General features: G+C 68.0%; 20 protein-coding genes. 12 read left to right on the forward strand and 8 right to left on the reverse strand.

The annotated features are described in order from the left end of the window. Positions 1-8: 8 nt before the first annotated feature. The 8 genes from AC1RU4_RS04345 to coxB form a co-directional block, all read right to left on the reverse strand. The gene (locus tag AC1RU4_RS04345) at positions 9-770 is read right to left on the reverse strand and encodes an SURF1 family protein (protein WP_492889804.1); all 762 of its coding nucleotides are present in this window, start codon (positions 768-770) and stop codon (positions 9-11) included. Next, positions 767-1,153 carry a DUF983 domain-containing protein gene (locus AC1RU4_RS04350; RefSeq protein WP_492889805.1) on the reverse strand — a complete coding sequence of 129 codons (387 nt, stop codon included), beginning with the start codon at positions 1,151-1,153 and terminating at the stop codon, positions 767-769. Before AC1RU4_RS04350 ends, AC1RU4_RS04345 begins: the two co-directional genes overlap by 4 nt. Positions 1,154-1,625: 472 nt before the next feature. Further along, positions 1,626-2,474: a cytochrome c oxidase subunit 3 gene (locus AC1RU4_RS04355; RefSeq protein WP_492889806.1), complete on the reverse strand. Its 849-nt coding sequence runs from the start codon at positions 2,472-2,474 to the stop codon at positions 1,626-1,628. A gap of 306 nt (positions 2,475-2,780) precedes the next feature. After that, complete coding sequence (locus AC1RU4_RS04360; RefSeq protein ID WP_492889807.1) at positions 2,781-3,422, reverse strand: cytochrome c oxidase assembly protein; 642 nt, start codon at positions 3,420-3,422, stop codon at positions 2,781-2,783. 7 nt (positions 3,423-3,429) lie between these two features. After that, positions 3,430-3,570, reverse strand: a complete 141-nt coding sequence (locus AC1RU4_RS04365; RefSeq protein WP_492890113.1) for a cytochrome c oxidase system small membrane protein — start codon at positions 3,568-3,570, stop codon at positions 3,430-3,432. A 139-nt stretch (positions 3,571-3,709) separates the two neighbouring features. Beyond that, complete coding sequence (locus tag AC1RU4_RS04370) at positions 3,710-4,666, reverse strand: heme o synthase (protein WP_492889808.1); 957 nt, start codon at positions 4,664-4,666, stop codon at positions 3,710-3,712. Between the two features lie 204 nt (positions 4,667-4,870). Continuing rightward, positions 4,871-6,463: a cytochrome c oxidase subunit I gene (gene ctaD / locus AC1RU4_RS04375; protein WP_492889809.1), complete on the reverse strand. Its 1,593-nt coding sequence runs from the start codon at positions 6,461-6,463 to the stop codon at positions 4,871-4,873. A 74-nt stretch (positions 6,464-6,537) separates the two neighbouring features. After that, on the reverse strand, positions 6,538-7,410 hold the full coding sequence (gene coxB, locus AC1RU4_RS04380) for a cytochrome c oxidase subunit II (RefSeq protein WP_492889810.1): 873 nt from the start codon (positions 7,408-7,410) through the stop codon (positions 6,538-6,540). A 429-nt stretch (positions 7,411-7,839) separates the two neighbouring features. Between coxB and AC1RU4_RS04385 the strand changes: the two genes are divergently transcribed. The 12 genes from AC1RU4_RS04385 (at position 7,840) to AC1RU4_RS04440 (ending at position 20,647) form a co-directional block, all read left to right on the forward strand. After that, positions 7,840-8,349, forward strand: a complete 510-nt coding sequence (locus AC1RU4_RS04385; protein ID WP_492889811.1) for an invasion associated locus B family protein — start codon at positions 7,840-7,842, stop codon at positions 8,347-8,349. 11 nt (positions 8,350-8,360) lie between these two features. Next, a complete protein-coding gene (locus AC1RU4_RS04390) occupies positions 8,361-8,993 on the forward strand; it encodes an HAD family hydrolase (RefSeq protein WP_492889812.1) in 633 nt (210 codons plus the stop codon). A gap of 25 nt (positions 8,994-9,018) precedes the next feature. Continuing rightward, positions 9,019-9,930: a bifunctional DNA-formamidopyrimidine glycosylase/DNA-(apurinic or apyrimidinic site) lyase gene (gene mutM, locus AC1RU4_RS04395; protein WP_492889813.1), complete on the forward strand. Its 912-nt coding sequence runs from the start codon at positions 9,019-9,021 to the stop codon at positions 9,928-9,930. 14 nt (positions 9,931-9,944) lie between these two features. Then, complete coding sequence (locus AC1RU4_RS04400; RefSeq protein ID WP_492889814.1) at positions 9,945-10,718, forward strand: enoyl-CoA hydratase; 774 nt, start codon at positions 9,945-9,947, stop codon at positions 10,716-10,718. 163 nt (positions 10,719-10,881) lie between these two features. Next, positions 10,882-11,148, forward strand: a complete 267-nt coding sequence (gene rpsT, locus AC1RU4_RS04405) for a 30S ribosomal protein S20 (RefSeq protein ID WP_492889815.1) — start codon at positions 10,882-10,884, stop codon at positions 11,146-11,148. Between the two features lie 1,073 nt (positions 11,149-12,221). Further along, positions 12,222-13,712, forward strand: a complete 1,491-nt coding sequence (dnaA, locus tag AC1RU4_RS04410; RefSeq protein WP_492889816.1) for a chromosomal replication initiator protein DnaA — start codon at positions 12,222-12,224, stop codon at positions 13,710-13,712. 205 nt (positions 13,713-13,917) lie between these two features. Next, entirely contained in the window at positions 13,918-15,033 is a 1,116-nt protein-coding gene (gene dnaN, locus AC1RU4_RS04415; protein WP_492889817.1) for a DNA polymerase III subunit beta, read from the forward strand. Continuing rightward, entirely contained in the window at positions 15,030-16,196 is a 1,167-nt protein-coding gene (gene recF / locus AC1RU4_RS04420; protein WP_492889818.1) for a DNA replication/repair protein RecF, read from the forward strand. Before dnaN ends, recF begins: the two co-directional genes overlap by 4 nt. Positions 16,197-16,261: 65 nt before the next feature. After that, positions 16,262-16,876: a LysE family translocator gene (locus tag AC1RU4_RS04425; protein ID WP_492889819.1), complete on the forward strand. Its 615-nt coding sequence runs from the start codon at positions 16,262-16,264 to the stop codon at positions 16,874-16,876. Between the two features lie 58 nt (positions 16,877-16,934). Beyond that, entirely contained in the window at positions 16,935-19,361 is a 2,427-nt protein-coding gene (gyrB, locus tag AC1RU4_RS04430; protein ID WP_492889820.1) for a DNA topoisomerase (ATP-hydrolyzing) subunit B, read from the forward strand. Between the two features lie 413 nt (positions 19,362-19,774). Then, entirely contained in the window at positions 19,775-20,173 is a 399-nt protein-coding gene (locus AC1RU4_RS04435) for a DUF6152 family protein (RefSeq protein ID WP_492889821.1), read from the forward strand. A 3-nt stretch (positions 20,174-20,176) separates the two neighbouring features. Continuing rightward, entirely contained in the window at positions 20,177-20,647 is a 471-nt protein-coding gene (locus AC1RU4_RS04440) for a DUF2214 domain-containing protein (RefSeq protein WP_492889822.1), read from the forward strand. Positions 20,648-20,790 lie beyond the last annotated feature (143 nt).

Genomic DNA, 20,790 nt, shown 5'->3' on the forward strand with positions numbered 1-20,790 from the left:
GCCCGCGCCTATCCCCGCCGCCGCGCGCGGCGTCCCCGGCGCAGCAGCACCGCGAGGCCGACGCCGGCCAGCGACGCCGCGAGGCCGAACCAGGTCAGCGCATATTCGAGATGGCGGTTCGGGAAGGCGATGCGTGTCTGCCCGCCCAGCGGCCAGCCGCCGGCATTGGGCGCCGCATCCGCGTCGACCAGGAACGGCGCGACGCGGAGCAGTCCCCTGGCCTCGGCGATGGCGAAGGGGTCGCGCACGAACCAGACCTCCCTGGCCGGGTCGTTCTCGGGCGTGAACAGCCCGCCCTCCTCCGGCATGCGGACCAGCCCGGTCACGGTGACCGGCCCCTCCACCTGCCCCGCCGCCCGCAGGACGGGATCCTTCAGCGCCATCGGCACGAAGCCGCGATTGACCAGGATCGCCGCGTCGTCGGCGGTGATCAGCGGCGTGATCACCCAATAGCCCGGCCCGCCGCCGCCGTCAGGCGTCTGGTCGATCAGCGTATAGACCTGCACTTCGAGGTCGTGGCGGAATCGGCCGGTGACGCTCACCCGCCGATATTCGTCATCCTCGAAATTCACCCGGCCCCAGCTTTCCTCGTCCGGCAGCGGCACCGCCGCCTGATGGATGCGCGCCTCGACCTTGGCGATCAGGTCCTGCTTCCAGTCGAGCCGCTCCAGCTGCCACACCCCGAGCGCGATCAGCAGCGCGAAGGCGAGGACGCCGGTCAGCGCCGCGAGCCGCGCCGACAGGCGCGAGCCTTCCTCGGCAGCGTTCACGCATCACCTTTGTCGAGACGGCCCGGTGCGGCCTTCTTGGCATATTGCAGGGCGATCATCGTCGCCTTCAACGGCCGCAGCAGGCCGAGGGTGGAGATCAGCACCAGCGGCGTCCACAGCAGCGCGTGCACCCAGAAGGGCGGCGCGAAGCTGAGCTCCACCCACAAGGCGAGGCCGACCACCAGCGAGCCGGCGGCGAGGATGATGAACACCACCGGCCCGTCGCCGGAATCGTCGAAGCTGTAGTCGAGCCCGCAGGCATCGCAGGACGGCGCCACGGTGAGGAAGCCGGAGAACAGCCTGCCGCGGCCGCAGCGCGGGCAGCGGCAGGCCAGTCCCGCCGCATAGGGGGACACGCCGGTGTGGAAGGGTTGCAGGTCCATGTCTCGCCTCTCGGGGCCGTCTGGAAAGGAAGGTGGGGGCGGCCTCGTGCGTCCCTCGGGACCCGCAGGGCCGGGCGCCTCGGCGCCTCGCTCATCATTCAGCTCGGCCGGTCGAAAGCCGGCCTTTACCCTCCTGCCCGGGGCTCGACCCGCGCGCCCGACTGTCTTGCCTGTAGCTGAGGTCGGGCCGGGTTGCCGGGTCAAGTCCGGGGATGAGGGTATAGGTGAATTTTCAGTCGGGCGCCCGGAATGGCGAGGACTGCCCCTCGCGGGGACTCACCTCGCTGGAACGCCCTCGTCATGCCGGGATGCGCGATGACGTCCTGCGCCCGAAGCCGGCCCCCGTCCGGCGACGGTTTGCGAACCCGCCCCTGGCTCCCTGCCGGACGGTCGCCCGGCATCGCCGCGCGCTGTTCCCGAAACGCGAACGGGGCGGCCACCGCCGCCCCGTCCTGACATCGATCCGTGCCGGTCAGTGCGCCGCGACGGCGCCACCGCCCCACACATAGATGAAGGTGAACAGGAACAGCCACACCACGTCGACGAAGTGCCAGTACCAGGCCGCCGCCTCGAAGCCGAAATGCGCCGTCGGCGTGAAGTGGCCGGCATAGATCCGCCCGAGGCACACGGCGAGGAAGATGGTGCCGACGATGACGTGGAAGCCGTGGAAGCCGGTCGCCATGAAGAAGGTGGCGCCGTAGATGTTGCCCGAGAAGGCGAAGGTGGCGTGGCTGTACTCATAGGCCTGAAGGCTGGAGAACAGCACGCCGAGCGCCACCGTGCACCACAGGCCCCACTTGGCGCCCTGGCGGTCGCCATGCACCAGCGCGTGGTGCGCCCAGGTCAGCGTGGTGCCGGAGGTGAGCAGGATCAGCGTGTTCAGCAGCGGCAGGTGCCACGGATCGAAAGTCTCGATGCCGGTCGGCGGCCAGTGGCCGCCGGTGAATTCGGCGCGGGTGAAGTTGATGGCCTCGCCGGCGAAGATCGAGGCGTCGAAGAACGCCCAGAACCAGGCGACGAAGAACATCACTTCCGAGGCGATGAACAGGATCATGCCGTAGCGCAGGTGCAGTTGCACCACGCGGGTATGCAGATTGTGCTGTCCCTCGTGGATGACGTCGCGCCACCACACGATCATCGTGTAGACCACGCCGATGAAGCCGGCGATGGCGACCAGCGCCGTCAGCTGGCCGTGCATCCAGAACACCGCGCCCACCGCCAGGATGAAGGCGAACACCGAAATGACGAACGGCCACGGGCTCGGATCGACGAGGTGGTAGTCGTGCTGCTTGGCGTGGGCGTCAGCGTGGGCCTGGGCCATGGGTCGCGCTCTCCGTTCCGTCTCATTCCTAGCGGTCCGACTTTGCGGCCGCAATGTGTCGTTCTGCCTCTGGAGCACGATCCGGTCGGATCCTGCCCGGTCGGTCGATCCTGCCGCCCTTCCCTCGAACGGCGGCTGCCATCCGGTCGCAAGGGGCCCCCAGCCGGTTCCGCAAAAGTCGCAGGACCCTTGCGGGGAACCCGAACCCTTGCGGGGAACCCGGGCCCCTTGCGGGAACCGGGCCCCGGCCTGTCGTTTCGAGAGCGCTTCCGTCGATCGGGCGGCGTCACCCGACCGGGAAAGGCCCTAGAGTGGCGATTTGCCCGCCGCGTCCGTCTTCGGTTGCGCCGCCGCCACCGGATTCGGTTTGGCGAAGAAGGTGTAGGACAGGGTGATGCTCGTCACCCCGGTCGCGTCCGGATCGTCGGCCAGCGCCGGATCGACGAAGAACACCACCGGCATGTCGAGGCTCTCGCCCGGCTGCAGCGTCTGGTCGGTGAAGCAGAAGCACTGCATCTTCGCGAAATAATAGCCCGACTGCTCGGGCGTGACATTATAGGTCGCCGAGGCGGTCACGGGCTTCGAGCCGGTATTCTCCACCTTGTAGAACACCAGCCTGGTCTCGCCGAGCTTCACGTTCACCAGCCGCTGCTCCGGCTCGAAGCGCCATGGCACGCCGGGAGCGACATTCGCGTCGAAGCGCACCTCGATGGTGCGGTCGGAGGTCGTGGCCGGGGCCGCGGTGGCGACCTGGGTGGTGCCGCCGAAGCCGGTCACCTTGCAGAACATCTGGTAGAGCGGCACGGCGGCATAGGCAGCGCCGACCATGGCGAGCACGAACAGAACGCAGCTCGCCGCCACGATGCCGTGCCGGCGATCGGATGCCGCGGGCGCGGGGGGGGTCGCGGCACCGGTCTCATCGGTCGGCGGCAGATGCGGCTCGGTCATCGCGCCCTCACAGCGGCCGGATCAGCACGGCGGGGCCGAGCTTCACGATGGTCACCACATAGAACAGCACGCACAGCGCGCCGAGCACCACCGCGATGGCGACCGAGCGCGAGCGGCGGCGGCGGCGCTGCTCCTCGGTCAGCACCACGCCGTCGGGCGGCGGGCCGCTGCGCTGGAGCGGCGGGGAATCGCCCTGCCGGGCCTCCCCGCGCGTGCCGTCGCCGGGCTTCACATCGCCGGGCTTCACATCGTCATGGACCATGGTCAGGCTCCCTTGCCGCATCGGCTCACCCGGCGAGCCAGGAAGGAACCCGCACCGCCTCGACCAGCAGCACGGCGAAGAGGACGAACAGATAGAGGATCGAGAAGCCGAACAGCCGCTTGCAGGCGGTCACCGCCTCCTTGCCCTCGCGCCGGCGGTAGACCCGCAGGGCGAGGCCCATCATCATCGCCCCGGTCACGCCCGAGACGAGGCCATAGCCGAGGCCGGCCATGCCGAGGAACCAGGGCGACATCGCCAGCGGCACCAGCACCAGCGTGTAGAGCAGGATCTGCCGGCGGGTCTCGTCCGGCCCGGCGACCACCGGCAGCATCGGCACGCCGGCGCGGGCATAGTCGTCGGACTTGTAGAGCGCCAGCGCCCAGAAATGCGGCGGCGTCCAGAAGAAGATGATGGCGAACAGCAGCAGGCTCTCGAGCCCGACATGGCCACAGGCGGCGGCCCAGCCGACCATGGGCGGGAAGGCGCCGGCGGCGCCGCCGATCACGATGTTCTGCGGCGTCCAGCGCTTCAGCCACATCGTGTAGATCACGACATAGAAGAAGATGGTGAAGGCGAGCAGCGCCGCGGCGAGCTCGTCGACCAGGAGCCCGAGCACCAGCACCGAGCCGACCGACAAGGTGAGGCCGAAGGCCAGCGCCTCGCGCGGCAGGATCTTGCCGGCGGGAATCGGGCGGCGCCGGGTGCGGCTCATCACCGCGTCGATATCGGCGTCCCACCACATGTTGAGCGCGCCGGAGGCGCCGGCGCCGATGGCGATGCACAGGAGCGCGGTGAAGGCGATGACCGGATGCACGTCGCCCGGCGCGCGCAGGATGCCGACCAGCGCGGTGAACACGACGAGCGACATCACCCGCGGCTTCAGGAGCGCGATGTAGTCGGATACCGACGCGTAGGACGGCCCGTCGAGCGGGCGCTCCTCGGCGGCGGAGAGGTCGTAATCGCGCGATGCGACGTCGGTCATGGGCTCACTCCGGCACCGCACGGGGCGGCGCTGCATTCGCTGGGGCCGAGGCCCGCGATCCGGGCCGGCCGGTCCGATCCTCGCGGATCGATCCGGCCGCGCCGATTCGGGTCACGCCCGGAAGGCGGGCCGCTGGCGGCTCGCCTTCGTGTCGGGGCGGACGGCGCGCCGTGCCGGCGGCACCGCCCGGTCAGGCAAGGCCACTCACTTGATGCGCGGCAGCACGTCGAAGTGGTGGAAGGGCGGCGGCGAGGACAGCGTCCATTCCAGCGTGGTCGCGCCTTCGCCCCACGGATTGGCGCCGGCCGGCACCTTGGCGGCGAACATGCGGTAGATGCCGAACAGGAACACCAGCACCGCGAAGCCCGAGATGTAGGAGCCGACCGAGGAGATGAAGTTCCAGCCGGCGAAGGCGTCGGGGTAGTCGGCATAGCGGCGCGGCATGCCGGCGAGGCCGAGGAAGTGCTGCGGGAAGAACACCAGGTTCACGCCGACGAAGGTCAGCCAGAAATGCAGCTTGCCGATGGTCTCGGAGTACATGTAGCCGAACATCTTCGGCGCCCAGTAGTACCAGCCGGCGAAGATGGCGAACACCGCGCCGAGCGACAGCACGTAGTGGAAATGCGCCACCACGTAATAGGTGTCGTGCAGCGAGCGGTCGACGCCGGCATTGGAGAGCACCACGCCGGTGACGCCGCCGACGGTGAACAGGAAGATGAAGCCGAAGGCCCACAGCATCGGGGTGCGGAACGAGATCGACCCGCCCCACATGGTGGCGATCCAGGAGAAGATCTTCACCCCCGTCGGCACCGCGATGATCATCGTCGCCGCCACGAAATAGGCCTGCGTCGAGGAGGACAGGCCCACCGTGTACATGTGGTGCGCCCACACCACGAAGCCGACCACGCCGATGGCGACCATCGCATAGGCCATGCCGAGATAGCCGAAGACCGGCTTCTTCGAGAAGGTCGAGACGATGTGCGAGATGATGCCGAAGCCCGGCAGGATCAGGATGTACACTTCCGGGTGGCCGAAGAACCAGAACAGGTGCTGGAACAGGATCGGGTCGCCGCCGCCGGCCGGGTCGAAGAAGGTGGTGCCGAAATTGCGGTCGGTGAGCAGCATGGTGATGGCGCCGGCGAGCACCGGCAGCGACAGCAGCAGCAGGAAGGCGGTGACCAGCTGCGACCAGGCGAAGAGCGGCATCTTGTGCAGCGTCATGCCCGGCGCGCGCATGTTCAGGATGGTGGTGATCAGGTTGATCGCGCCGAGGATCGAGGAGGCGCCGGCAATGTGCAGCGAGAGGATCAGCAGGTCCATGGCCGGGCCGGGATGGCCGAGCTTGGAGGAGAGCGGGGGATAGATGGTCCAGCCGCCGCCGAAGCCGGTGGAGCCGGCCGCGCCCTCGACGAACAGCGAGAGGATGGCCAGCGCGAAGGACGGCGGCAGCAGCCAGAAGGCGACGTTGTTGATGCGCGGGAAGGCGGTGTCCGGCGCGCCGATCATCAGCGGGATGAAGTAGTTGCCGTAGCCGCCGATCATCGCCGGCATCACCATGAAGAAGATCATGATGAGGCCGTGGCCGGTTGTGAACACGTTGAAGGTCTGCGGATCCGAGAAGATCTGCAGGCCCGGCTGCTGCAGCTCCATGCGGATGCCGATGGAGAGGATGCCGCCGACGATCCCCGCGACGATCGCGAAGATCAGGTACATCACGCCGATGTCCTTGTTATTGGTCGAATAGACCCAGCGTTTCCAACCCGTCGGGTCGCCCGCGTGACCGGCTGCGTATGCCATGGCTCCGTCCCTCACTGGCACGCTTGCGCGCGCTTAGAACTTCAAATCGACTGCGTCGTCCGTCCGCCGTCCCGTCAGCGGGCCGCGGCAGCGGCAGTATCAACGGCGTCGTCATTGGCCGCGACGCGCGCGGCCGGCGCGTCGGCAGCGGCGAATTTCTGCTTGGCCTGCGCGATCCAGCTGGCGAACTCGGCGTCGTTCACCACCCGCACCGTCATCGGCATGAAGGCGTGGTCCTTGCCGCACAGTTCCGAGCACTGGCCGTGATAGACGCCTTCCTTGGTGGCCTGGAACCAGCTCTCGTTGAGCCGGCCCGGCAGCGCGTCGATCTTCACCCCGAAGGACGGCATGGCATAGGAGTGGATGACGTCGGCGGACGTCACCTGGATGCGCACCACCTTGTTCACCGGCACCACCACCTCGTTGTCGACGGTGAGCAGGCGCGGCTGGCCGGGCTGCAGGTCCGCCTCGGCGACCATCAGGCTGTCGAAGCCGAACGGGCCGTTGTCGGGATATTCGTAGGACCAGTACCACTGGTGGCCGGTCACCTTCACCGTCAGGTCCGCCTTGGGCAGGTCGAGCTGCAGGAACAGCAGGCGGAAGGAGGGAATCGCGATCGCCACCAGGATCAGCACCGGCACCACCGTCCACAGCACCTCGATGAGGGTGTTGTGGGTGGTGCGCGAGGGCACTGGATTGGCCTTCTCGTTGAACTTCACCGCCACGACCGCCATCAGCACCGCCACCAGCAGCACCACCGCGACGATAATGACCAGCAGGAAGGCGTGGAAGGAGTGGATGTTCTCCATCACCGGGCTGGCGGCGTCCTGGAGGTTGATCTGCCAGGGAGAGGGCTGGCCCATGCCGGCGAAAGCCGAGTCCGCGGCGGCGGCGAGACCCAGCACCAGGCCGGACAGCGCCCCGATGAAGCCCGCGCCGGTGCGCATGGCATTTCTCGTCCACGAGTTCATCGCGATCGTCTCTCCCCTCGACGCTTCGTCACCCCCGCGGCGGCACCTCGAAGTGCAGGGCCGGCGGTCGCATTTGATCTTCATCAAACACAAAATGCCCCCCCGAGCAACGAGACAACGGCCTCTGCCTCTGCGACAAGACGTCGGGTGGCTGGAACCGTTCTATCTCCATCTCGCCCGCGCAAAGATGAACGCACGAGGAGACGCCGCATTCTTGACATCGCGCTGGGGCGTTGTACGCCCTTGCTTCGAGCGGGGGTTCCCTCGCCTCGAACGGGGGTTTCCTTGCCCCAGGCGGGGGGCGCCGTCGTTTCGTCCGACGATTCGCCCTTTCTTCACCGCCCGCTATTATCGTCGTCCCGGGCTTGCCCCCGAATGACCAATCCTGAATGGGAGAGACACCCCATGCGCGGCTTCCCGGCCCTCCACCCTGCCATCCTCGCGGTGCTCGCCCTGCTCGGCTTCGCCGGCGGGTCGGCGCATGCGCAGGGCGTCGTGCGCTCGGTGCACGGCGAATGGCAGATCCGCTGCGACACGCCGCCCGGCGCCCAGTCCGAGCAGTGCGTGCTGCTGCAGAGCGTGCAGGCCGACGACCGGCCGAATGTCGGGCTCACCGTGATCATCCTGAAGACCGCCGACCAGCAGAGCCGCCTGCTGCGCGTGCTGGCGCCGCTCGGCGTGCTGCTGCCCTCGGGCCTCGGGCTGAAGATCGACAACACCGATGTCGGCCGCGCCGGCTTCGTGCGCTGCGTGCCGAATGGCTGCGTGGCCGAGGTGGTGCTGGACGACAAGCTCACCCAGCAGCTGCGCAACGGCCAGAACGCCACCTTCATCGTCTTCCAGACACCGGACGAGGGAATCGGCATCCCGCTCAGCCTCAAGGGGTTCGGCGAGGGATACGACGCGCTGCCGTGACGGCGGCGGCGGTGACTCCCCCGACCGACGGGCCCTCCCCTCCCCGCCTCGTCATCTTCGACATGGACGACGTGCTGCTGCATTACGACGTGGCGGCGCGCCAGCAGGCGATCGCCTCGCTGTCGGGCCTGAGCCGGGAGGCGGTCGCCCGCGCCATCTGGGAGAACGGCATCGAGGACGCCGCCGATGCCGGCCGGCTCGATGCCGACGGCTATCTCGCCGCCGTCTCCGCCGCGCTCGGCGTGAGCTTCGGGCGGGCGGAATGGGCGCAGACCCGCGGCCTCGCCATGACGCTGTTTCCCGACGTGGTGGAACTCGCGGTGCGGGTCGCCGCGCGCACGCCGATCGCGCTGCTCACCAATAACGGGCACATCATGAAGGAGCATTTCGACCTCCTGGTGCCCGGCCTGCGCGCGGTGTTCGGGCCGTCCATGCATGTGGCCGCCGAGTTCGGCACCAAGAAGCCGGACCCGGACATCTATCGCCGCCTCGCCGCCCTCTATGGCGCGCGCCCGCACGAGGCGGTGATGATCGACGACAAGCAGGTCAACATCGACGGCGCCCTCGCCGCCGGCCTCCACGGCCATCGATTCACCGACGCCGCCGAACTGGAGAGGTTTCTCGCCGGACTCTCTCTTATATAGAGGACGTGCCTGCCAGGAGCCTGCGATGCCCGAACTGCCCGAGGTCGAAACCGTCCGCCGCGGACTCGCCCCGGTGATGGAGGGCGCGCGCATCGCCGACGCGCTGGCGCGGCGGCCGGACCTGCGCTGGCCGCTGCCGGAGCGCTTCGCCGAGCGGCTGACCGGCCGGCGGGTGGCGGGGCTGGGGCGGCGCGCCAAATATCTCGTCGCCGATCTGGAGCCGCTCGGCGATCAGCCGGCCGAGGTGCTGGTGATGCATCTCGGCATGTCCGGCTCCTTCCGCATCGAGCTGCCGGAAGCCCATGGCGAGGTCGAGGCGCGGATGCCGGGAGCCTTCGCCCTGCCGCGCTCGAAGGCGGCGGCGCACGACCATGTGGAACTCGGCTTCGAGGGCGGCGCGCGCATCGTCTACAACGACCCCCGCCGCTTCGGGGCGATGCTGCTGGTGCCGCGCAAGGACCTCGAGACGCATCCCCTGTTCCGCGACCTCGGGCCAGAGCCGCTCGGCAATTCCTTCGACGCCGGGACGCTGGCGGCCGCCTGCGCCGGGCGCCGCTCCCCCATCAAGGCGGTGCTGCTCGACCAGACGGTCGTGGCGGGCCTGGGCAACATCTATGTCTGCGAGGCGCTGCACCGGGCCGGAATCGCGCCGGATCGGGCTGCTTCGAGCCTGATCGGTCCCATCGTACACCCCACCATACTGATCGGACGCCTCGTCGAGGCGATCCGGGAGGTATTGGAGGAGGCGATCCGCGCCGGCGGCTCGACCCTGCGCGACCATGCCCAGGTCGACGGCACGCTCGGCTATTTCCAGCATTCCTTCCGCGCCTACGGACGCGCCGGCGAGGCGTGCCCGACGCCCGGATGCGGCGGAACCATCGAGCGGCTGGTGCAGAGCGGACGCTCCACATTCCATTGTAAAACCTGCCAGAAATAGGAAAGGCGCCGCCAATGGCCTATGAAAACATCCTCGTCGAGACCAATGGGCGTGTCGGCATCGTCACGCTCAACCGGCCCAAGGCGCTGAATGCCCTCAATTCGGCACTGATCGGCGAGCTCAACCGGGCGCTCGATGGCTTCGAGGCCGATGCCGGCATCAGCGTCGTCATCCTCACCGGGTCGGAGCGCGCCTTCGCCGCGGGCGCAGATATCAAGGAAATGCAAGAGCTTAGCTTTCCCGGCACCTATTCCGACGACTTCATCACCTCCTGGGAGCGGCTGTCGCGCTGCCGCAAGCCGGTGATCGCGGCGGTGGCGGGATACGCGCTCGGCGGCGGCTGCGAGCTCGCCATGATGTGCGACATCATCCTCGCCGCCGACAATGCCCGCTTCGGCCAGCCGGAAATCCAGCTCGGAATCATGCCCGGCGCCGGCGGCTCGCAGCGCCTCACCCGCGCGGTCGGCAAGGCGAAGGCGATGGAAATGTGCCTTACCGGACGGACACTTACCGCCGATCAGGCCGATATGTACGGCCTCGTCTCGCGGGTGGTGCCGGCCGCGGAGCTGATGACCGAGGCGATGAAGCTCGCCGATACCATCGCCAATCTCTCGCTGCCGGCGGTGATGATGGCGAAGGAGAGCGTCAACCGCGCCTTCGAGAGCTCGCTGAGCGAGGGAATCCGCTTCGAGCGCCGGCTGTTCCAGGCGATGTTCGCCACGGCCGACCAGAAGGAGGGCATGGCCGCCTTCATCGACAAGCGCAGCCCCTCCTTTAACAACAGGTAAACCGCCCGCCGGCCCCGGCCACTATTGACGCCGCAGCGGCCCGCGACTATAAGCCCGCCACTCACGCGGGGATCCTTCTGGAGCGCCCGCTCCCCCGTGTCACACGACATTCCCGCAGGAAACGGCTCTTCGCCGCGCCTGCAACGATTGAAGAGGATGGCCGATGGCCAATACGCCCTCCGCCAAAAAGGCGGCTCGCAAGATTGCGCGTCGCACCGAGGTCAACATCAACCGCCGCTCGCGCATGCGCACCTTCGTGCGCAAGGTCGAAGAGGCTCTGGCGGCCGGCGACAGCACGGCAGCCAGCGTGGCCCTGAAGGCTGCGGAGCCGGAGATCATGCGCGCGGCGCAGAAGGGCGTTCTCCACAAGAGCACCGCCTCCCGCAAGGTGTCGCGCCTGACCCAGCGCCTCGCCAAGCTCGGCGCCTGACCCACCGATATTCACCACAACTTCAGGTGGTTTGAAAAGCCCGGCGACCCGCCGGGCTTTCTGCGTTCGCACCCGGCTCGGAGAGCGGCGCGGCGGTAGCGGGAAACGGCGTTGCCGATTCGTCACATGACCGACACACATGGCGACGCACCCCGCCGGCAAGCCCATTCGAAACTTGACTCCCTCGGTCTGCTAACGCAGCGACAATTCTGTCGCGAACGCTCGAAACCCCTTAACGGGCGCACAAATATTCGCGATACATTTCAATGAATTAGATGGCACGCCATGCACGTGCCGTCGAATCGACTGCGCCACTGCGATTCCATGCGTGTCCATCGAAAAAAACCTGCTTCGGCCGGCGGCGATGCCCCCTCCCGAATCTCGCAAAGGAGTCAGAGATTTGCCGACTAGGGGTTCTGTTCGACCGGCGCCACCGGCGCGAATCGTCCCCTCGGGAAGCGGCCCGATCCGCCAAGAGCGTTGCGCGAGCGGGGGCCCCTGTGTATGTTCTCTTCATCCGGCGAGGCCGGGCATCTCAGCGAAAAGTTGAGTTTGGAAACTACTCATTGCACGTGAGGAGGGAAGTTGCGTGTTGTCCACAGCATTCAGCCTCCTTACGTATATAGAGTACGCCGAGAATGACAGAGCGGCTCGGAAGACGACTTCCCGGCTTTGTCGTAATTCTAGTTGCGTTCGTTTATAGCGTCACCTGAAACCAATAAACGTCAACAGGGACGGCAATGCACTTGCCGCGAAGGGGCTGTTATGTTCACGCGAATGGGCGCGCTCCATCTGACGCGCACAGGATTTTCCTGCGGCATCGACCGCACAGTTCAGGGAATATATGTCGGCCTCGGCCTGCCGGACCGCCCCTCGGAATCCTGCCCGCCCGCGTCTCCGCCCTGTTCCGGGCCACCCGCCTGACCGGGTGACGCCATCGCCGAACCGGCGTCTGGCCCTTCCGATTTTTCCATCGACCCCGTCGCGCTTGTCGCGCGTCGACGCAGCTTCGTTGCGTGGACGCGCCGCCGATCGGTGTCCCCAATAAACCGCCAAAAAGCAGCGGAGAACCCATGTTCAAGTCCAGCCTCGCCGACACGAGCGTTTCCGACCCCGTCGCCGCGCCGCTCTGCACGGAGGATGACGCCCGTGGGTTCGATGGCGACCCGCGGAGCTTCTGGGACCGGGTTCGCCGCCGCCTGCGCGCAGAGATCGGCGAAGAGGTCTATCTGAGCTGGTTCGCGCGTGTGGAACTCGACGGCATTTTCGGCGAGACCGTGCGCCTCTCGGTGCCGACGCGCTTTCTCAAGAACTGGATCCAGCAGCACTATATCGAGCGCCTGACCGCTCTGTGGCACGCGGAAGTGGCGCATTCGCGCGTCGAACTGGTGGTGCGCACCGCGGTGCTGCGCAGTCCCGGCCAGGTTCAGGCGAACCTGCGCGCCGAGCCGCCGGTGCTGGTGCCGCGCCTTCCGGCGGAGACCAAGCCTGCCGCGGCCGTCGCCGCGACGCCGGATCTCGGCGCCGGCTCGCCGCTCGACGCCCGCCTCACCTTCGCGACCTATCGCCTCGGCAGCTCGAACCGGCTCGCCCATGCGGCGGCGCTGAAAGTGGCGCAGGCCCCGGCCGGCGGTCCCGCCGTGTTCAACCCGCTCTATCTCCATGCCGCGGTCGGCCTCGGCAAGACCCATCTTCTGCAGGCGATCGTCGCCACCGGTGCCGAGCGCGGCCGCCGCGTGGTCTATCTCACGGCCGAGCGCTTCATGTACGGCTTCATCGCCGCGCTGAAGAGCCAATCCTCGCTCGCCTTCAAGGAGCAGGTACGCGAGATCGACACGCTGGTGATCGACGATCTGCAATTCCTGCAGGGCAAGAGCGTGCAGCAGGAATTCTGCCACACGCTCAACGCGTTGATGGATTCCGGCCGGCAGATCGTCATCGCCGCCGACCGTCCGCCGTCGGAGCTCGACGCGCTGGAGGAGCGGGTGCGCTCGCGCCTGGCCGGCGGCCTGGTGGTCGAGATCGATGCGCTCGACGAGGACCTGCGCCTCGACATCCTGACGAGCCGCGTCGCCGCCCTCGCCCAGCAGCATCCCGGCTTCAGCGTCCCGCAGGACGTGCTGCAGTTCATCGCCCGCAATTGCGGGCAGAACGGGCGCGATCTCGACGGCGCGCTCAACCGGCTGCTCGCGCATAATCAGCTCACCTCGCGGGCGATCACGCTGGACATGGCCGAGGAAGCGGTGCGCGACCTGGTGCGTTCCTGCGAGCCCAAGCGCGTGCGGGTCGACGACATCCTGCGCATCGTCGCCAAGCACTACAACGTCACCCGCGCCGACATCCTCTCGCAGCGCCGCACCGCCAATGTGGTGAAGCCGCGCCAGATCGCGATGTACCTCGCCAAGATGCTCACGCTGCGTTCGCTGCCCGAGATCGGCCGGCGCTTCGGCGGTCGCGACCACACCACGGTGCTGCATGCGGTGCGCAAGATCGAGGGCCTGGTCGGCAGCGACAGCGCGCTCGCCAGCGAGGTCGAGACGCTGAAGCGGCTGGTCAGCGAATAGGCCCTGCGGCACCCGGCGCGTACCCTTATCCCCATTAATTCGCCGCGCTGCGGCATGGTGGGCTTGTGTTGGAAAGGTACTGGCGGCAATGTCGTCAGCCCGGTGGCGCGCCCGCGCCGCCCGCCGGAGCGCGATGTGAGGCAGCGCCCGCTTCATGCGCGCCCCGGGCGTCCTCCCCTTTCCGAAAGCCACGGGTGTCGCGGCCATGAAGGTCACCGTCGAGCGGGCCGAGCTGCTCAAGTCTCTCGCCCATGTCCATCGTGTCGTCGAGCGGCGCAATACCATTCCGATTCTGGCGAATGTGCTGATGCGCACCGATGCGCGCGGCCTCGCCCTGCGCGCCACCGACCTCGATATCGAGGTGGTGGAGACCATTCCGGCCGAGGTCGGGCAGGAAGGCGCCACCACGGTGCCGGCGCACACCATCTACGAGATCGTGCGCAAGCTGCCCGAGGGCGCGCAGGTGCAGATCGAGACCAGCGGCGACCGCGGCACCCTCACCGTGCGTGCCGGGCGCTCGCGCTTCCAGCTGCAGACGCTGCCGGAAGCCGAATTCCCCGACCTCGCCGCCGGCGAGATGAGCCATCGCTTCACGCTGTCGGCAGGCGAGCTGAAGCGCCTCGTCGACAAGACGCAGTTCGCCATCTCGACCGAAGAGACCCGCTATTACCTGAACGGCATCTATTTCCACGTCGCCGACGCCTCGGGCCCGGTGCTGCGGGCGGTGGCGACCGACGGGCATCGCCTCGCCCAGGCGCAGACCGCGGCCCCGGCCGGCGCGGCCGGCATGCCGGGCGTCATCGTGCCGCGCAAGGCGGTCGCCGAGATCCAGCGGCTTGCCGAGAATGCCGAGGCGGAAGTCACCGTCGAACTGTCGAGCGCCAAGATCCGCGTCTCGCTCGACCGCGTGGTGCTGACCTCCAAGCTGATCGACGGCACCTTCCCCGATTACGGCCGGGTGATCCCGCTCAACAACGACAAGACGCTGGTCGTCGACAAGGCGGATTTCGCCGCTGCGGTCGATCGCGTCTCGACGGTGGCCAGCGAACGCGGGCGGGCGGTGAAGCTGTCCATCGCCGACGGGAAGCTGACCCTCTCGGTGACCAACCCGGATTCGGGCAGCGCGACCGAGGAGATCGAGGTCGAATACGCCGCCGAGGCGATCGATATCGGCTTCAACAGCCGTTATCTGCTCGACATTACCGGGCAGATCGAGGGAACCACCGCCGAGCTGAAATTCGCCGATCCGGGCTCGCCGACGCTGGTGCAGGACCCCGAGCGGCGCGGCGCGCTCTACGTGCTGATGCCGATGCGCGTGTGAGTGCGCCCGCTACCCGCATCACCCGCCTGCGGCTGACGCACTTCCGCAGCTACGCCGCAGCGGAATTGCGAACGCAGGCGGATACCGTGGTGCTGATCGGCCCGAACGGTGCCGGCAAGACCAATGTTCTCGAAGCCATCTCGCTGCTCGCTCCCGGCCGCGGGCTGCGCCGTGCCGGGCTCGACCAGTTCGCCACCCGCACCGGCGATGCGGCGGCGAGCGGATGGGCGGTCTCGGCGACGCTGCACGGCCCTTATGGCGAGGTGACCCTCGGCACCGGACAGGAGCCCGATCCCGCAACGGAAAGCCGGTCGCGCCGCTGCCGGATCGACGGCGAGCCGGTCGGCTCGGCCGCCGCCTTCGCCGATCATGTACGCGTCATCTGGCTGACGCCGGAGATGGATGGCCTGTTCATCGGCCCGCCCTCGGAACGCCGGCGCTTCCTCGACCGGCTGGTGCTGGCGGTGGATGCCGAGCATGGCGCGCGGGTGAACGCGCTGGAGCGAGCGCTGCGCTCGCGCAACCGGCTGCTGGAGGAGCTGCGCACCGATCCGCGCTATCTCGACGCGATGGAGCAGGAGCTCGCCGCTCTCTCCGTGGCGGTGGCTGCCGCGCGGCTGGAGACGGTGCGCCGGCTCGCCGCCGGGCTCGAGACGGCACGGGACGACAATTCGGCCTTCCCCTGGGCGACGCTGGCGCTCGACGGCGAGATCGAGCGCGGGCTCGCCCACCTGCCGGCGACGCAGGTCGAGGACCGCTACCGGGCGAGCCTTCGCGCCAGCCGTGCCCGCGACCGCGCCGCCGGCCGCACGCTGGACGGCGCCCATCTCTCCGACCTCCTGGTCGGGCACGGACCGAAGGGCATGCCGGCGGCACGGGGCTCCACCGGCGAGCAGAAGGCGCTGCTGATCGGCCTCATCCTCGCCCATGCCCGCCTCGTCACCGAGATGGCCGGCATGAGCCCGGTCATGCTGCTCGACGACGTCGTCGCCTATCTCGATCCCGGCCGCCGTGCGGCGCTGTTCGCCACGCTGGCGGCGCTGGGCGGGCAGGTGTGGATGACCGGTGCCGATCCCGCCGCCTTCACCGCCCTGCCCGCCGGCGCCGACCGCTTCGCCATCGGCCCGGGGCGGATCAAGCCGCAGCCGGACAGCGTCGCCTAAGCTCTTGTTCCGATTTTCTGATTTTAATTCTTGACCTTTCGCGCGCACACGCGCACGTAGGCCCCATGGACCTTCTGGGACTGCTCGTCTTCGCCGCCGCCCTCGCGCTGGCCGCCGCCTCGCCGGGACCGAGCGTGATCGCGCTGATCGCCCGCACCCTGGCGCGTGGCCGCGAGGGCGCCGCGCCGCTGGTGGCCGGCATCATCCTCGGCGACATGGTGTGGCTGGCCGCTGCCGCGCTCGGGTTGGCGGCACTCGCCGCCGCGCTCGGCTCGCTGTTCATCGTCGTGCGGCTGGCGGCGGCCTTCTATCTGCTGTTCCTCGCCTGGAAGCTGTGGACGGCGCCGGCCCAGGCCGCGGGCGGTGCGGCGGCGATATCGGCGGATTCGCGCTCCGGCCTGTTCCTGACCGGCCTCGGCATGACGCTCGGCAATCCCAAGGCCATGGCCTTCTATCTCGCCCTGCTGCCCAGCATCGTCGACCTCAACCACCTGACGCTGCTCGGTTTTGCCGAGCTGTGCGGGGTCATCGCGCCGGTGCTGACCGTGGTGTTCGGTCTCTATGTCGTCCTCGCCGACCGGGCGCGGCGGCTGGCGGCGAGCCCGCGCGCGGTGCGGCTGATCAACCGCACCTGCGGCGCCGCCATGGCCGGGGCCGCCGTCATGGTGGCCACGAAATAGGCGCGCGATTGCGCTACAAAGAAACCTGACGACCTCAACGATTCGAAGAGCTGAACCCATGGCCGATTCCGATTCCGCCCCGTCTCCCGAAGAGTACGGGGCGCAGTCCATCCAGGTCCTCAAGGGACTGGACGCGGTGCGCAAGCGGCCGGGCATGTATATCGGCGACACCGATGACGGCTCGGGCCTGCACCACATGGTCTATGAGGTGGTGGACAACGCCATCGACGAGGCGCTGGCCGGCTATGCCGACGAAGTCACCGTCACCCTCAATGCCGAAGGCTCGGTTACCGTGACCGACAATGGTCGAGGCATCCCGACCGATATCCATTCGGAAGAAGGCGTGTCGGCGGCCGAAGTCATCATGACGCAGCTGCATGCCGGCGGCAAGTTCAACCAGAACTCCTACAAGGTTTCCGGCGGCCTGCACGGCGTCGGCGTCTCGGTGGTGAACGCGCTCTCGACCACGCTCGATTTAACCATCTGGCGCAATGGGTTAGAGCACAAGATGCGCTTCCGTCACGGCGACGCGGAGGCCCCTCTTGCCGTGGTCGGCCCGGCGCTGGAAGGCCGGCGCGGCACCATGGTGACCTTCGTGCCGAGCCCGCAGACCTTCACTCATATCGAATTCGACTACGCGACGCTGGAGCATCGCCTGCGTGAACTCGCCTTCCTCAATTCCGGGGTCCGTATCGTCCTCACCGATGCACGCCACGCGGAAGTGAGACGCGAGGAGATGATGTATGAGGGCGGCGTTGAAGCTTTCGTGCAGTATCTCGACCGCTCCAAGCAGGCTCTGCTGCCCAGGCCCGTGGTCATTCGCGCCGAGAAGGACGGGATTTCGGTTGAATGCGCACTCTCATGGAACGACAGCTACCATGAGAACGTGCTGTGCTTCACCAACAACATCCCCCAGCGCGACCGCGGCACCCATTTCACCGGCTTCGCCGCCGCGCTGACCCGGCAGGTGATCGGCTACTCCGAGCGCTCGGGCATCGCCAAGAAGGAAAAGGTCGACCCCACCGGCGAAGACTGCCGCGAAGGGCTGACCGCGGTGCTGTCCGTGAAGGTACCGGATCCGAAATTCTCCTCTCAAACCAAGGACAAGCTGGTCTCCTCCGAGGTGCGGCCGGTGGTCGAGGCGCTGGTCAACGACGCGCTCAACAACTGGCTGGAAGAGCACCCGGCCGAGGCGAAGTCGGTGGTCGGCAAGGTGGTGGAAGCCGCCGCCGCCCGCGAGGCCGCCCGCAAGGCGCGCGAATTGACGCGACGCAAGAATCCGCTCGATGTCGCCTCATTGCCAGGTAAACTCGCGGATTGCCAGGAGCGCGACCCGGCGAAATCCGAGTTGTTCATCGTCGAGGGCGACTCGGCCGGCGGCTCCGCCAAGATGGGCCGCAATAGAGCCTTCCAGGCCATCCTGCCATTGCGCGGCAAGATCTTGAATGTCGAGCGTGCCCGCTTCGACAAGATGCTCTCCTCCGACCAGATCGGCACGCTGATCACTGCTCTCGGCACCGGCATCGGCCGCGACGACTTCAATGTCGAGAAGTTGCGCTACCACAAGATCATCATCATGACGGATGCGGACGTCGACGGGTCGCATATCCGCACGCTTCTGCTGACCTTCTTCTTCCGTCAGATGCCGGAACTGCTGGATCGCGGGCATATCTATATCGCCCAGCCGCCGCTCTACAAGGTGACGCGCGGCAAGTCCGAGCAGTATCTGAAGGACGAGCGGTCGCTGGAAGATTACCTGATCGGCCAAGGACTTGACGACGCCGCGCTGGTCGCGGCCTCCGGCGAGGTACGGGCCGGTGCCGACCTGCTCTCGGTGGTGGAAAGCGCCCGCGCCTTCCGCGCCACGCTGCAGGGCCTGCACCCGCGCTACAATCGCGCCGTGGTGGAGCAGGCGGCGATCGCCGGCGCGCTGGCACCGGGCCTGCTGCTGGACGAGGAGCATGCGGCGTCCGTGGCCGTCAATGTCGCGCAACGTCTTGATAATATTGCCGAAGATACCGAACGCGGCTGGGTCGGCGAGGGCGATTCCCATGGTTTCCGCTTCACCCGCACGGTGCGCGGCGTGAAGGAAGTCGCGGTGCTCGACGCCACCTTCGTCGGCTCGGCGGAGTCGCGACGGCTCGATGCGCTCGCGGCCGAACTCCAGGAAGCCCACGCGCAGGCGGCGACGCTGAAGCGCAAGGGCACCGAAACGCTGGTGCACGGGCCGATGGACCTGTTCGACGCCATCACCGATGCCGGGCGAAAAGGCGTGGCCCTTCAACGCTATAAGGGCCTCGGCGAGATGAATGCCGAGCAGCTGTGGGAAACCACGCTCGACGTCAATGCCCGCTCGCTGCTGCAGGTCAAGGTGAAGGAGGTCGCCGATGCCGACGACCTGTTCAACCGGCTGATGGGTGATGTCGTGGAGCCTCGGCGCGAGTTCATTCAAGATAACGCCCTGCGCGCCAGCGTTGACGTCTAGTCTTGAGCTGCGGAAAAATCGTGGTCGCACGAGAGCCGCAAGCTCATTGGTAGACATTCCGAACCGACGCGCCCTCGGCGCAAGTGGAACGTGGCGCCCGGCAAGTCGTTCGCCTCAGGCCCGTCGGACGGGCCGCAGTGCAGTGAGGTGTACGATGAGGCCAATTCCAGCCCGATTTGACCGATGAGGCCAGGCTGGCGCGCGGCGTCGCCATCCGGCGATCCATCGGGCGATCCATCGGGCGATCCATCGGGCGATCCATCGGGCGATCCACCGGAGTTGCCCGCACCGCTGGCGTGATTGTGAGCGCCGGCGGGTCGCCTTTGCGTGGGTTCGCGACTTAACCTGACGTCAGGTACGTCCGCGACAGGAGAGACCCTCCGACAGGAGAGCCTCTCCGAGAGGAGATCGCCATGCGTCGCTCCATGCACCGCCCATCCCTCGTTCTCGCCGCCGCCTTCGCGGTCACGCTCGCCGCCGCCGCTCCCGCTCCCGTCCTGGCCCATCACGGCTGGTCCTGGGCGGAAGGCGAGAAGATGACGCTCACCGGCACCATCAGGACCATCTCCATGGCGCCGCCGCACCCGACCCTGCATGTCACCGCCGGCGACGGCACCGTCTGGCAGGTAGATCTGGGCAATCCCGGCCAGACCGCCCGCTCCGGCTTCACCGCCGATACCGCCAAGCCGGGCGACGCCATCACCGTGCTCGGCAACCGCGCGCTGGACCGGTCGAAGGCGCATATGAAAGCGGTGCGCATCACCATTGCCGGCAAGAATTACGACATCTACCCGGAGCGGATCGGCAGCTGAGCCATGGACCTCGTCGCGGTGCTGGCGCAATGGCCGGGCGCGCGTTGGCTGCAGGGCTCGCCGACCGCCTATCTCATCGTCAACGCCGCGCATATAACCGGGATCGGGCTGGTGATCGGCGCCATCCTCCCGCTCGACGCCCGGCTGCTCGGGCTGGTGCGAGGCGCCCCGTCGGCGGTGCTCGGCCCCTTCCTGTCGCGCGCGGCGGCTTTCGGGGTGGCGATGGCGATGCTGACCGGCCTGTGGCTGTTCTCGGTGCGTCCGGCCGACTATCTCGAGAACCCCGCCCTGCCGATCAAGATCGGCCTGCTGGCGCTGGCGCTCGCCAATGCCGGCTGGCAGCATGCGAGCGGCGGCTACCGCCGGGTGCTCGCCGGCCAGGCGCCGGGAGCCGGCGTGCGGATCCGGGCGCTGACGTCGATGCTCCTGTGGCTTGGCGTGCTGCTCACCGGGCGCTGGATCGGCTTCCTCTAGCCGGCCCGCCGATTTCCGCGCGAATCCGCCCCGCCGCTGCGTCCACGGCGCTCATCTTGGCATCGTCGATGCATGTGCCGCAGGCACGCCTCCGGGGCAAGCCCGGGCGACGGCAAGCAGCGAGGATAGGATATGGCAACGGC

The organism is Ancylobacter sp. GW821-FHT10E12, from assembly GCF_058809335.1.